Genomic DNA, 13023 nt, shown 5'->3' with positions numbered 1-13023 from the left:
GCCGCGCCGCCCCTTGTGCTATTGCTGGCCCTGCTTCAATCGAGCTGTGCGTATTTGTGATTGCCGATGAAGGCGAAGCGTTTGGCCCCGGCCTCCTTGATCAGGACGATGGTCTGGGCCGAGGCGTCGTAGCTGGCCAGCGCGGCGGGTTCGAATCGCAGCAGCGGTTCTTCGGGCAGGGCGGCAGCGGTGCTGATCTGGGTAGAGAGCTGTTCCCGCGTGACCGCAACGCCGTTCCACAGCAATTGGTCTTCGGCAGTGATCGCGACAGTGTTTTCATCGAGGTTCATGGTGCAGGTCAGGCAAGGCTGGCTGCTGGGCAGGTCGATGGTGGTTTCGTGCACCTTTATCGGGATCGCCATGATCAGCATGATGAGCAGCACCAGCAGCACATCGATGAAGGGGGTGACGTTCATCTCTCCCATGGCCCCGCTGCGATGGCGGCGGTTGCGACGGTCATAGGCTTCGGCGAAGCGGCTGCGGCGGGCGTTGGTTGCGTGGATCATCAGACATCTCCTCACAGGTTGCCGGGCCGGCACAGGGTAGGGTTCAGCCGGCCCGGTGACGTGATGTTATAACAAATTGCGATAGGTGCCTAATCGAGACTGATCCGGGTGGGTGCATTCAAGCCCATGTCGCTTTCGCCCAACAAAAAAGGCGCCGCGGTTTCCCGCAGCGCCTTCTTGTTTCGTGCCGTGTGGCGCGAGCGATTATTCGCCCGAGCTGAACTGGCGATATTTCTCGTTGCCGACGAAACCGAACTTGGTCACGCCCGAGCTCTTGATGATCTGCAGCACCTTGGCGGCGAGATCGTAGCTGGCTTGCGCTTCGGGTTCGAACTGCAGTTCCGGCTCGACCGCGAAGGTCGTGCTTTCCTGCAGCAGCGTCACGAGCTGGTTGTCGGTGATGGTTTCGCCATTCCACAGGATCTGGTCGGTCGAGGTCAGAACAAGCTTGTTCTTGATCGGATCGACCATGTTTTCGGTTGGCGGCGGATTGCCCTGCGGCAGGTCGATATCGACCGAGTGCGTCGCCACAGGGATGGTGATGATGAACATGATCAGCAGAACGAGCAGAACGTCGATCAGCGGAGTCATGTTCATGTCGATCATCGGTTCGCCGTCGAGTTGGCCTCCGGACATACCCATGTCAGTTACTCCTTAAATTCGTAAACGAGGTCGATGAAGGCGATCAGCCGTTCGGATCGACCGGGTTCGAAATGAAACCAACCGTCGGATAGCCAGCAGCCTGCACCTGATAGATGGTGCCGGCGACACAGCGCCACGGAGCTTCCTTGTCCGCGCGGATGTGGACCTGCGGGATCGCTTCCGGATCCTCGATGATCGCCTCTGCCCCGCCCGGATAGGCCTGAACGATGGCGTCAAGCCGGTTGAAGGCCCGATCATAGAGTTCCTCGGAAGAAACCGGGGTGATGTTGTTGAAGTACACCCGGCATTCGCCCGTACGCGTCGCGCCGGTGAAACCGCTGCGGATGACCCCCGCGGTGCGGCCCTCGGCGTCCGTGGTGGTCACGGTCAGCTGAAGGTTCTCGACCTTGTCTTTCGATTCGATCGATTCGAAGATCGGAATTTCCAGCTGCTCAACCGTCTGAATCGCCACCGGAACCGCGATGAGGAAGATGATCAGGAGCACCAGCATCACGTCCACCAGCGGCGTGGTGTTGATGTCGGACATCGGGGTCTCGCCCCCGCCTCCCATCGAAATCGCCATTGTGAATTCCCTATCTGCTCAAACAGAGCGTTGCTTGCAAAGTCGGCGCGGTTTTTGTTGCGCCGTCCTGAATGTGTGAACCCGAAGGGCCGGCGGGGACGGGGATTACCCGCCCCCGGCAGCCTTGTGGTTCTTACTTCTTCGCAGCGGCTGCGGCGGGCTTGGCAGCCGGAGCAGCAGGCACAGCCGGCTTCACCGCACCGTTCGAACCGATGAAGGTCACGATGTCGTTGGCAAAGTCGGTCATCAGGGCGTTGATGCGACGGTTGCGCGACTGCAGCCAGTTGAACGCAAGCACGGCAGGCACAGCCACGAGCAGACCGATGGCGGTCATGATCAGTGCTTCACCGACGGGGCCTGCAACCTTGTCGATCGAGGCCGAACCTTCGATGCCGATGTTGATCAGTGCGCGGTAGATCCCGATCACGGTGCCGAGCAGACCGATGAACGGTGCGGTAGCGCCGACCGATGCGAGGAACGGCAGGCCGCCCGACAGCGACTGGTTGATGGTGTCCTGCGAGTGAGCGAGTTCTTCTTCGACGAAGTGGATCTCGTTGCCGGCACCTTCCATCTTGGAGTGGTGCTCCTGAGCGGTCACCGCGTCATCGGCGAGCTGGCGCCATGCGCTGTTCTTTTCGAGCTTGGCAGCGCCTTCCTTGAGGCTGGCTGCGCGCCAGAAGGTGCCACGCACGGTCTGGTATTGCTTCATCACCTTGTTCTGTTCGAACAGCTTGGTGAACAGGATGTAGAACGAGCCAACCGACATGATGATCATCACGGCAAGGATCGACCAGGCGACCGGGCCGCCTTCTTCCATTGCCTTCATGAAGCCGAATTCGTTGACCGGCGCTTCGGCATCTGCAGCAGCTGCCAGAATATAGGTAAGGTTCATTGCGAGTAGTCCTCTTGAAAAAGTGTCCCCAAGGCTGCCGACCCATCCCCGAGCCGGCCGCCCAGTTGTTTCGTCAGTTCAATCGATAGGTGATACGCGTCGAGTACGAGCCCGTCGTCGGATTGCCGGCTGCATCAAGCGCCGGATTGAAACGGGCATAGCGTTCCATCCCGGCGCATGCGGCCTGGTCAAGAATGCTCGATCCGCTCGATCCGGTGACCTGGCAGTTGGCTGCGCGGCCTTCGGGTGTCACGGTGACGCGAACGCCAACGGTGCCTTCGATTTCCTCACGCAGAGCGCGCGAGGGATAGTTTTCCTGGATGCGCGCAGCCCAGCGGCGTTCGTCGCGGGTGCTCGCTCCACGGGCCTGTGACGGCGGCGGGGGCGGCGCGGGCGGCGCAACGGGGGCGGGCGGCGGAATCCGCAATGCCGGCGGAGCAGGCGGCGGAATCGTCGGCTGCGTCTGGATCGGCGGCGGTGCCGGCGCGATATTGATCGGCGGCGGCGGAGCTACCGGGGGTGGCGGTGCCACTTCCTGCGGCTGCTCGGGCGGCGGCTCGTCCGGTTCCTCAGGGGGCGGGGGTTCCTCAATGTCGACCGTGGTAACCCGCTCAACGACCTGTTTCACGGCCGAAATGGCCAGGCCGGAGATGAGCAGATACCCGATCAGCACATGGATCAACGCCACGATGATAATGGAAGTTACCTTACTCCCATTCATTTGTTGGTCAGCGTAGGCCATCCAGTCGCTTTCTCTCCATAACAAAGTCAGGCGGATGCCCGACACAAATCTTCACGGCACAGGTCAATCCAGAACCCCCGATTCGCTCAGAAGCGCTGAGTTAGACCCGGGTCCGTGAATCCCAGAATCTTGATCTCCCACCCGGTTCTCGATTGTTTCGGCACCGCTCGTCAACCCGGTGAGCAGCAACGCGAAAATCCAGACCCGGTAGGCTGCCGTGCCCACCCGCAAGCGAGTGAATCCGAACAGCAATGCCCGTACCGATCTTGTCCCCAACCTCGGTGCAGGCCATTTGGGCTTTAACGGCCCTGCCCTAGGCAATCAAACGCTTTTACGGTTCAGCGCCGATTCACTGGGGACAGCCTCCAATGAAACAGACTGTCGAGCCAATGCACTCCAAGACACGGGAAATTCTGAAAATGACGGGCCTTAACGCAATTTTAAGAAAGAAATTCAGGCACCTATTCGTCATCCCCGGCATTGTCGCGGGCGCTGTGCTGGGCCCGGCTGCGGCGCAGGCCCAGGCGCCCGAAGCCCCCATCGCAACCCCTGCCCAGCGGGCGACTTACGCCGATCTGGTGACGCTGGCGGAACGCAGCGACCTTGTAATCAGGGTCGAGATTCGCCGTCAGATTACGGTCAAACCCGAACGCGTGCCCGGCCTCGCTCCCGGATTCGCGCGGCTTTACATCGAGGCCCAGACGCTGGCGCTGCTTTCCGGGCCATCGGCGGTGGGCGAATCGCTCAACTATCTCGTCGATGTGCCTATGGATGCGCGCGGACGGCCCGAACGGTTGAAAGACCGCGAAATGCTGCTGTTCGCCGATCTCGTGCCATCGCGTCCGGGTGCAATCCAGCTGACCGGGCGCAACGCCCAGCTCGACTATTCGCCCGAGCTCGAAGCCCGGGTCCGCCCGGTGCTGGCCGCGCTGGTGGCGCGTGACAAGCCGCCGGTGGTGAACGCGGTGAGCGACGCTCTGGCAGTTCAGGGGACGCTGGTGGGAGAATCGGAGACGCAGATTTTCCTAGCCACGCAGGATCGCTTGCCCGTGTCGATCAGCGTGCTGCGGCGTCCGGGGCAGCGGCCGGTGTGGGGCGTTTCGTGGGGAGAGATCATCGATTCGTCCGCGCGCCCGCCGCAGCCCGATACGCTGCGCTGGTATCGCCTCGCCTGCACATTGCCGCCGCGACTGCCGGCTGCCGCCAACCTCGGTCAGGATGCCAATGCACGCCGCATCGCCGAGGCCGATTATTCCTTCGTGATCGAGCAGCTTGGCCCCTGCCGCCGGGAAATCACGCAGGAATTCTGAAGCCCTTCGACCCGCGACTGGCCCAATCCGCGCTTGACGCGGGCGCTTATGATCGTCAGCGCTGCGCGTCCTGTTTCTATTGCACCGCAGCATCGGAGCCTTGCCCGTGACCACACCCGCCCCGCTTCGCATCGCCATCGCCGGACTTGGCACGGTGGGCGTAGGCGTGATCCGCCTGCTTGAAACCAATCGCGATCTCGTCGCCGCGCGGGCGGGCCGGGCGATCGAGGTGGTCGCCGTAAGCGCGCGCGAGCGGCACAAGAACCGTGGTGTCGATATCGCCAGCCTCGCTTGGGAAGACGACATGACCGCGCTGGCCGCGCGCGACGATGTCGATGTGGTGGTGGAGCTGGTCGGCGGGTCTGACGGCCCGGCGCTGGCGCTCTCGCGCGCAGCACTTGCGGCTGGCAAGGGCCTCGTCACCGCGAACAAGGCGATGATCGCGCATCACGGCATGGCGCTGGCCGAGCAGGCCGAAGCCAAGGGCGCACCGCTGAAATTCGAAGCGGCGGTGGCGGGCGGCATACCGGTGGTGAAGGGGCTGCGCGAAGGGACCAGCGCCAACGCGCTGACCAAGGTGTACGGTATTCTCAACGGCACCTGCAATTACATCCTGTCGGAAATGGAAGCGACCGGAGCCGATTTTGCCGAAGTGCTCTCCGAAGCGCAGCGGCTCGGCTATGCCGAGGCCGATCCGACATTCGACATCGAAGGCATCGACGCCGCGCACAAGCTGGCGATCCTTTCCGCCATCGGGTTTGGCGCGCGGATCGACTTCGCGGCGGTGGACGTGCGCGGCATCGTTCAGGTGCGCGCCGCCGATATCGCACAGGCCGACGGACTGGGCTTCGTCATCCGCCTGATCGGGGAAGCCGATGTTGAAGGCGAAGGCGATGATGCCCGCCTGCTTCAGCGCGTGCGCCCCTGCCTTGTCGGAAAAGAGCATCCGCTTGCCTCGGTCGACGGGCCGACCAATGCCGTGGTCGCCGAGGGCAATTTCTCCGGGCGGCTGCTGTTCCAGGGCGCAGGCGCGGGCGACGGGCCGACGGCGAGCGCGGTGGTGGCCGATCTGATCGACATCGCGCGTTCGGCTGTGGGTGCGCCGTTCTCGATCCCCGCGCAACAACTGGCCGCGCTGGCCCCGGCACAGCCGGGCCATCGGACAGAGCGCACCTATCTGCGTTTCACGGTCAATGATCGCCCCGGCGTGCTCGCCGAAATCACCGCCGCGATGCGCGATGCCGATGTTTCGATCGAAAGCCTGATCCAGCAGGGCCGCGCGCATGGCGGGGGCGAAGTGCTGGTGGCGATGGTGACGCACGAAGGGCCGGAAGCCAATGTGACCCGCGCGCTCAAGCTGCTCGAAGGTTCCGATAGCCTGACCGGCGAGCCATTGGTGCTGCCGATCCTGCCCGATTGATCAGCGTTATTCCCCGCTGGTCACCGGCGGCAGCCCGCGCGCGATCCTGTCCGCGTCGGAACCGGGCGGCGCATCCGGCAATGCAGGAATGTCGATGATCAAGGCGGGCGGTGGCGGATATCCGAACTTTGCGCGCACGCTGATCCCCACCATCGGCGGGGTCGGATCGACTTCGACATTGGGCGCCTTCACCCCTTGCGTCACCTCGGCATAGCGGCGCTCGAAATCCTCCTGATTCCACGAACCGTCGGTGGTTTCACCAAGCGACCGGCACACCACGATTTCCCCCGCAATGCGCGCCGCGTCGGCTTCTTCCTCGCATTGCCGCTGCGCTTCGGGATCGACCGGCTCGGACGGCGGGGGAAGGGTCAGGTCAATCACCAGCCGACCTTGCTCGTCCACGCTTTCTTGTCCGGCTTCTTGCCCGGCTACTTGCACTGTGGCGGGAAAGGCGGACAGCGCCAGCACGATGTGCAGGTGCCTGACCGGGATCGTCATTCAGGGACGGGCGGCGCTTCAAGCCCGAGCGCGCGGCGGCGGCGGGCGATTTCCTCGGGCGAAAGCTCAGGATCGCGGCCCAGCGCCGGCAGGCCGCGCGCGATCCTGTCCGCATCCGATCCGGGCGGCGGTTCGGGCAGGGCCTCGATATCGATCATGATCGCGGCTTCGGGCGGGCAGGGTGGGATCACACACAACCCGCCGACCGTCGCCTCGCCGCGGAAGATGCCGCCGCCTGCCACATCGGCCTGGGCGTTGCCCATCGTCCGTTCGGCATAGCGGCGTTCCCAGTCTTCCTTGTTCCATGCCCCGTCGCTTGCTTCGCCCAGCTGGCGGCAGACGATGATTTCATTGGCAATGCGCGCGGCATCGGCCTCTTCCTCGCAATCCTCTTCGAGCAACCGGTCGGATTCGTTGCGCGGCACGGTGACGGAGAGGTTGAGCCGTTCGCGCGGGCGGGCCGGGGGCGGGGGTGCGGGAGCAGGTTCTTCGCCAGCCTCTGCTTCTTGTGTCACGCCTGAGTCATCCTGCGCGGCCACGGGCTGCGCGGCGAAGGCAAGCGCCATCGTCACCGCAAAGGAAATGGCAACAACACGCCCCGATCTGGGAATGGACACCGCAGCATTGCTCGACAAGTCCGTTCCTCCGGGTCTAAGCGCGCAAGCGAAGGCAAAGCCTAGAAGGACTGAATTTCGCATGAACACCCCTAGTGACACAGATGTGCTGGCCGCAAAAGACCAGGTTTCCGAAAACGCGATTGACCGCGTGCTGGTGCTGGAAATGGTGCGCGTCACCGAAGCCGCCGCCGTCGCCGCCGCGCAATTGATCGGGCGCGGGGACGAAAAGGCCGCCGATGCCGCCGCTGTGGAGGCGATGCGCCGCGCATTCGATACGCTTTATATGGACGGCACCGTGGTGATCGGCGAAGGCGAGCGCGACGAGGCGCCGATGCTGTACATCGGGGAAAAGGTCGGCATGGGCAAAGGGCCCAAGATCGACATCGCGCTCGACCCGCTTGAAGGGACGACCATCACCGCCAAGGCCGGGCCGAACGCGCTGGCCGTGCTGGCGGCGGCGGAAGAAGGGGATCTGCTCAACGCGCCCGATGTCTATATGGACAAGCTTGCCGTGGGCCCCGGCCTTCCGGCGGATATCATCGACCTTGCCAAATCGCCGACGCAGAATGTCGAGGCGGTCGCCGCGGCCAAGGGAGTGAAGCCATCCGACATCAACGTCTGCGTGCTTGATCGCCCGCGCCACGCCGATCTGATCGCGGAGCTGCGCGGGATCGGCTGTGGTGTCTATCTGATCGGCGACGGCGACGTGGCGGGCGTGATCGCGGTGACCGATCAGGACACCGGGATCGACATGTACATGGGTCAGGGCGGCGCGCCTGAAGGCGTGCTCGCGGCAGCCGCGCTGCGCTGTGTCGGCGGGCAGTTCAACGGGCGGCTGGTGTTCCGCAACGATGATGAGAAGGCGCGGGCGAAGAAGTGGGGCATCACCGACCTCAACCGCATCTACAAGCTCGACGATCTGGCCAAGGGCGACTGCATCTTCGCCGCCACCGGAGTGACCGACGGATCGCTGCTCGACGGGGTGAAAAAGCGCAAGAAATCGACCGGGGCGACGATCATGACCACGCACAGCGTGGTGATGCGCGCCTCATCGGGGACGGTGCGCTGGATCAAGGGCGAACACCGTATCACCCCGCATCGGAGTTGATCTGACGACAACCCGGCTTCCTCTGTTGCAAATCCATGACTCATCGCTAGGCGGGTCGCATCATTTGCCTTCGGGGATTCGCGCGCCATGAAGATCATGTCCGGCAATTCGAACCTGCCGCTCGCCCGGGCCATTGCGGCCTATCTCGAAATCCCGCTCACCGATGCCAGCGTGCGCCGGTTCGCGGACGAGGAAGTGTTCGTCGAGATTCACGAGAACGTGCGCGGGGAGGACGTGTTCCTCGTCCAGCCGACGAGCTTTCCGGCGAACGACAATCTGATGGAACTGCTGATCTGCATCGACGCGCTGCGGCGCGCCTCGGCCAAGCGGATCACGGCGGTGGTGCCGTATTTCGGATACGCCCGGCAGGATCGCAAGCCCGGCCCGCGCACGCCGATCTCGGCCAAGCTGGTTGCCAACCTGATCACTCAGGCCGGGGCCGACAGGGTGCTGGCGGTGGACCTTCACGCCGGGCAGATCCAGGGCTTCTTCGATATCCCGACCGACAATCTTTACGCCGCCCCCGTCATGGCGGCCGACATTCAGGCGCGGTACGGCGATCAGGATCTGATGGTCGTCTCCCCCGACGTGGGCGGCGTGGTGCGCGCCCGCGCACTGGCCAAGCGGCTCGACAACGCCCCGCTCGCCATCGTCGACAAGCGGCGTGACCGCCCCGGCGAAAGCGAAGTGATGAACATCATCGGCGACGTGTCCGGCCGCCACTGCATCCTGATCGACGACATCGTCGATTCGGGGGGCACGCTGTGCAACGCGGCAGAGGCGCTGCTGGAAAACGGCGCGAAGTCGGTTGCCGCCTACATCACTCACGGCGTGCTTTCGGGCGGCGCGGTGGCGCGCATTGACAGTTCGCAGCTGAAAGAACTGGTGATCACCGATTCAATCCGCCCGACCGAAGCCGCAGAACAATCGCAGCGCATCCGCATCCTGCCCATCGCCCCCCTGGTGGGCGAAGCGATCCGCCGCATCGCGGACGAAAGCTCGGTCAGCTCGCTGTTCGATTGATGCGCCCGCGCATCGCCCTTCCCTTGGCTCTCGGTATCGCGCTGACCGCCTGTGCGCAGGGCTCGGCTGAAATCCCGGTCTACCAGCCGCCAGCCGGATCGAATGAAGTGCTGCGCGGCGCGATCGAGGCGGCTCCCGGCCATTCGCTGGTAACCGCCGATATCGTTCTGGGCGCGGGCGGGCGCGTGCCCTTGCACTATCATCATGGCGAGGAATTCCTCACCATCCTTGGCGGGTCGGCCACTGTCCTGCGGCCCGGCATGCCCGATCTGGTGCTGGCACCGGGTGAAGCCTTCCGGATTCCGCCCGGCACCGTCCATGCTGCGATTGCCGGGCCACAAGGGCTGCGCGCCATCGCAAGCTGGGTTGTACCCGATGGCAAGCCGCTGCGCGTCGCCGTGCCCGAGGAGCAAGGCCAATGACACCCGCCGACCTCGCCCTTGCCAACCGTCTCGCCGATGCCGCGGGCGCTGCCATCCGCCCCTTGTTCCGCGGGGCATGGAGCGAGGAGCGCAAGGATGATCGTTCCTATGTGACCGAAGCTGATCGCGCCGCCGAAGCCGCGATGCGCGCCATTATCGAGGCGGAATTGCCCACTGACGGCATCATCGGCGAGGAATACGGCACACGCAACGAAGGCGCGGGCCGCCAATGGGTGCTCGATCCGATCGACGGCACCACCAGCTTCATCGCCGGTCGCCCGATCTTCGGCACGCTGATCGCGCTGTTGCAGGACGGCTGGCCGGTGCTGGGCGTGATCGACCAGCCGATTTCGGGCGAACGCTGGGTCGGGCGGATCGGCCACCCCACGCTGTTCAACGGCAAGCCCGCCAGGACGAAGCCGCTTAAGGAACTGTCCGACGCAGTGCTCGCCACCACCAGCCCGCACCTGTTCACCAATGAAGAGGCCGACGCCTTCATGTCGGTGGCCAAGCAGGTCGCGGAAAAGAAGATCATCTTCGGCGGCGATTGCTACAGCTATGGCCTTGTCGCCAGCGGCCATATCGACCTGGTGATCGAGGCCGGATTGAAGCTCTACGATTACGCCGCGCTCGTCCCCGTTGTCGAAGGGGCAGGCGGCATGATGGCCGACTGGCAGGGCAACCCGCTGGACGCCGGATCAGACGGAACGGTCATCGCCCTTGGCGACCCCGCGCGGCTGGAGGATGTGCTGGAAGCGATGGTGTAGGAGGAACGTTGCCAAGCGCCGACGTTCTGTTGGCGATCTCCGGAACGGCCTCTCCCGACCCGTCGCCCCGTGCTTGACACGGGGCTTGGCTACTTTCCTTGAGCCTCCGCGCCGAACCATCGCTCCCATAGATCGACCCAATCGGGATTATCAGCCTCAATCAAGGCAAACTTCCACTCGCGCCGCCATTTCTTGACCAGCTTCTCGCGGGCGATGGCTTCTTCGATGGTGTCGTGGCGCTCGACGTAAACCAGCCGTGTCTTTGCGTAATCAGCGACATGGCGCGAACCCGTGCCCTCGCGGTGCTGATAAACGCGGGTGAGCGCATCCGCAGTCACGCCGACATACATGCCGCCGCGATAGCGGTTCGCCATGATGTAGACCCAGCCACCCTTCTCCATGCACCGGGTATCGCGCCAATGCCGAAGAAAGAAAAGCCAAGCCCCGTGTCAAGCACGGGGCGACGGTGAGGAGGAACGAGGAACCGTCCTGTTTCCCACGCTTGGGGCCTGGAGCTATCCAAATCCTGCGTCTCTTCGACAAGCTCAGGCTGAGCGGAGGTGGGGAAGGCTCTTTGGGAGACGACAGCTTCAGCCGTTGTGCCGCCGAAACCGGAAATTCGGCTTGCGACCCCATTGCGGACGCTAGGTTAGCTCCACTTCACGAACCCTGCCGCGAGGCGAACAAATTTTCGCAACATTGGCAGCGGAAAGGGGGACTCAAGCACCGACCGGCGATTTATGATTTCAACGAAAACGGGTGGTGGAAGCGTCAATGGTTTTAGGGTCAGGGCGCCATTCACGTCGCAAATGGAAGGAATTTAGACTTCAAGGGAGTTAAAGACCGAGGCTTTACTCTAACGGCTATGTCAGGCGTGTGGCTACTCAGCCAGCCTCCCTTCGCACACGTAGGTCAGTGTTCTTTCGGACCCAATCCCGATACGGGAGGCAGTTATCCATTCCGAAGAAGGATCATCTTGCGTCGTGACCTCCTCCCCTTGGTAGTAGACTGATTCAAGGTGGCGAAATCGTCCCATGGCGCAGTCGAATTCTGAGAGGTTCCTTCTGCTGGTGTCCCCATGCCTGTTTGGCCTGCCGAAGTCGTTTCGTACCCAGGCTTGCTTATAGCCATTGGATATCATGCGGATTGACCGGCGGTCGACGTATTGATCCCAGCCTCCACCGTTACTGTTAACCAGAACCCAAGTAGGTGATGTTGCTGGGGCGCCTTCGGCGGGAGGATCATTCGCGAGGATCCGCGCTTTCATTTGCGTGAATTCCGCTTCCGACAACACGCCGCGATCCCGTAGATCGGCAAGCCTTTCCAGTTCAGCGATGCTATCTGTCACTGAAGTTCCGTCTGGCTCGTCAAGTTCTATCGATTGGGGTTCGCCTTCGCCAACTGTTGGCGACAGATTTCCAAGGGGGGCTCCCGGAATAGGGTCCCTGAATACCGTCTCGACTGTGACAGAGCGACGTTCGGAACCTCGATAAAACTCAACAGTAAAGCTTCGTTCCTCCGCCGCCTCTTCTAGCGCGGGCAAGAGGTCTTGCGGCTCTCTTACCCGTTCGCCAGCGATACGAGTGATCACGTCTTCCAAAGCGAGTTGGGCTTGATCTCCTTGACCACCCGGGACCACCTCACGGACTACGTAGCCTCTTCGTGGCTGTTCGACTGGCTCCAGTCTAAGACCGAGAAGAGCATGGTTCGGGAAGGTGGTTCCAGGGGTGTATTGCCCTCCGGCATTCAACATGAAGTTTGTCACATTATTCTGAAAACGTGCGTCTTCATAGGCGACACGGCTTTCTCTCCCGAGAGAAACCGTTCCAGCCCACCCCGAGGCGGTCGCCATTGTCCCCCCATCTACGGTGTTTAGGTCAAATCTGAAATAGGCTCTCGGGGATTCTGACAAAGTCACGATGTTGAGGACGCCCGTGAGCGGATCGTCTCCGTAGATTTCAAACTCACATGTGATGCTGAACTTCTCCCGCTCGACGACATTGCCTTCATTGACTCGGCAAAGCTCGCTCAAGCTGGCGAGCACCTCTTCAGGTTCATTCGCGAAAAGTGCTTCTGGCTGTCCGGTTGGCGAAACAGCATAAACTTCTTCTGCTGAGGCTGTCTGGCTAGACAAAAGAAGGGCGCTGACGATGCCGAGTGCTGAGAAGGCCTTCATGATGTTCCGGGTGATCCAATTTTCGAGTTCAGACTTGGCTTTTTAGCTAAACCACCGACGGCCCCGCATTCAAGCCCACCACCCCAACTTTCAGCTATCAGCTTTCGTCAAGCGAACACACCAAATCGACTAACCTACGGAAGTCCACTTCCCACCCACCTCCGGTCATAACCAGCGATCCCTCGCGATCCTGAAACCTGCCGGGCTGCCACGACCCCGAACCCGTCATTCCCGTCACCCCAGCGAAAGCTGGGACCTAGGCCAGATAGGGCAGCGCTTGCCGCCTGAGATCCCAGCTTTCGCTGGGATGACGAAAG

Annotated in this window: 15 protein-coding genes; 6 read left to right on the top strand and 9 right to left on the bottom strand. The window is 62.7% G+C overall.

All coding sequences use genetic code 11. The features are described from left to right. Positions 1–35: 35 nt before the first annotated feature. The 5 genes from AABA34_RS01085 to AABA34_RS01065 all read right to left on the bottom strand — a co-directional run bounded on the left by AABA34_RS01085 (position 36) and on the right by AABA34_RS01065 (position 3365). On the bottom strand, positions 36–506 hold the full coding sequence (locus AABA34_RS01085) for an ExbD/TolR family protein (protein WP_338303517.1): 471 nt from the start codon (positions 504–506) through the stop codon (positions 36–38). A 204-nt stretch (positions 507–710) separates the two neighbouring features. Then, the gene (locus AABA34_RS01080) at positions 711–1148 is read right to left on the bottom strand and encodes an ExbD/TolR family protein (protein ID WP_034956766.1); all 438 of its coding nucleotides are present in this window, start codon (positions 1146–1148) and stop codon (positions 711–713) included. Positions 1149–1191: 43 nt separating this feature from the next. Then, complete coding sequence (locus AABA34_RS01075; RefSeq protein WP_338303516.1) at positions 1192–1731, bottom strand: ExbD/TolR family protein; 540 nt, start codon at positions 1729–1731, stop codon at positions 1192–1194. A gap of 133 nt (positions 1732–1864) precedes the next feature. After that, on the bottom strand, positions 1865–2623 hold the full coding sequence (locus tag AABA34_RS01070) for a MotA/TolQ/ExbB proton channel family protein (protein ID WP_034956767.1): 759 nt from the start codon (positions 2621–2623) through the stop codon (positions 1865–1867). Between the two features lie 73 nt (positions 2624–2696). Continuing rightward, a complete protein-coding gene (locus AABA34_RS01065; protein WP_034956768.1) occupies positions 2697–3365 on the bottom strand; it encodes an energy transducer TonB in 669 nt (222 codons plus the stop codon). Between the two features lie 419 nt (positions 3366–3784). Here AABA34_RS01065 and AABA34_RS01060 point away from each other — a divergent pair, with 419 nt between their 5' ends. Together AABA34_RS01060 and AABA34_RS01055 are read left to right on the top strand one after the other, a co-directional pair. After that, the gene (locus AABA34_RS01060) at positions 3785–4675 is read left to right on the top strand and encodes a hypothetical protein (RefSeq protein WP_338303515.1); all 891 of its coding nucleotides are present in this window, start codon (positions 3785–3787) and stop codon (positions 4673–4675) included. Between the two features lie 106 nt (positions 4676–4781). Continuing rightward, positions 4782–6095 carry a homoserine dehydrogenase gene (locus AABA34_RS01055; protein ID WP_338303514.1) on the top strand — a complete coding sequence of 438 codons (1314 nt, stop codon included), beginning with the start codon at positions 4782–4784 and terminating at the stop codon, positions 6093–6095. A 6-nt stretch (positions 6096–6101) separates the two neighbouring features. Here AABA34_RS01055 and AABA34_RS01050 read toward each other — a convergent pair whose 3' ends face one another. Next, on the bottom strand, positions 6102–6593 hold the full coding sequence (locus AABA34_RS01050; protein WP_338303513.1) for a hypothetical protein: 492 nt from the start codon (positions 6591–6593) through the stop codon (positions 6102–6104). After that, positions 6590–7210: a hypothetical protein gene (locus tag AABA34_RS01045; RefSeq protein ID WP_338303512.1), complete on the bottom strand. Its 621-nt coding sequence runs from the start codon at positions 7208–7210 to the stop codon at positions 6590–6592. Before AABA34_RS01045 ends, AABA34_RS01050 begins: the two co-directional genes overlap by 4 nt. Positions 7211–7289: 79 nt before the next feature. On the opposite strand from AABA34_RS01045, the gene glpX reads away from it, so the two are divergent. The 4 genes from glpX (at position 7290) to hisN (ending at position 10530) form a co-directional block, all read left to right on the top strand. Continuing rightward, entirely contained in the window at positions 7290–8318 is a 1029-nt protein-coding gene (glpX, locus tag AABA34_RS01040; protein ID WP_338303511.1) for a class II fructose-bisphosphatase, read from the top strand. Positions 8319–8405: 87 nt separating this feature from the next. Then, positions 8406–9341: a ribose-phosphate pyrophosphokinase gene (locus AABA34_RS01035; protein ID WP_338303510.1), complete on the top strand. Its 936-nt coding sequence runs from the start codon at positions 8406–8408 to the stop codon at positions 9339–9341. Further along, on the top strand, positions 9341–9763 hold the full coding sequence (locus AABA34_RS01030) for a cupin domain-containing protein (RefSeq protein ID WP_338303509.1): 423 nt from the start codon (positions 9341–9343) through the stop codon (positions 9761–9763). Before AABA34_RS01035 ends, AABA34_RS01030 begins: the two co-directional genes overlap by 1 nt. Beyond that, complete coding sequence (gene hisN / locus AABA34_RS01025) at positions 9760–10530, top strand: histidinol-phosphatase (RefSeq protein ID WP_034956777.1); 771 nt, start codon at positions 9760–9762, stop codon at positions 10528–10530. Before AABA34_RS01030 ends, hisN begins: the two co-directional genes overlap by 4 nt. Before the next feature lie 89 nt (positions 10531–10619). On the opposite strand, the gene AABA34_RS01020 is transcribed toward hisN, so the two are convergent. Together AABA34_RS01020 and AABA34_RS01015 are read right to left on the bottom strand one after the other, a co-directional pair. Beyond that, positions 10620–10931: a GIY-YIG nuclease family protein gene (locus tag AABA34_RS01020; RefSeq protein WP_338303508.1), complete on the bottom strand. Its 312-nt coding sequence runs from the start codon at positions 10929–10931 to the stop codon at positions 10620–10622. Positions 10932–11410: 479 nt separating this feature from the next. Then, complete coding sequence (locus AABA34_RS01015) at positions 11411–12706, bottom strand: surface-adhesin E family protein (RefSeq protein WP_252258381.1); 1296 nt, start codon at positions 12704–12706, stop codon at positions 11411–11413. Between the last annotated feature and the right edge of the window lie 317 nt (positions 12707–13023).

The sequence above is a fragment of the Erythrobacter sp. Dej080120_24 genome (assembly GCF_036322605.1).
Classification (GTDB): Bacteria; Pseudomonadota; Alphaproteobacteria; order Sphingomonadales; family Sphingomonadaceae; genus Erythrobacter; species Erythrobacter aurantius.
This window is presented reverse-complemented; position numbering and strand designations above follow the sequence as displayed.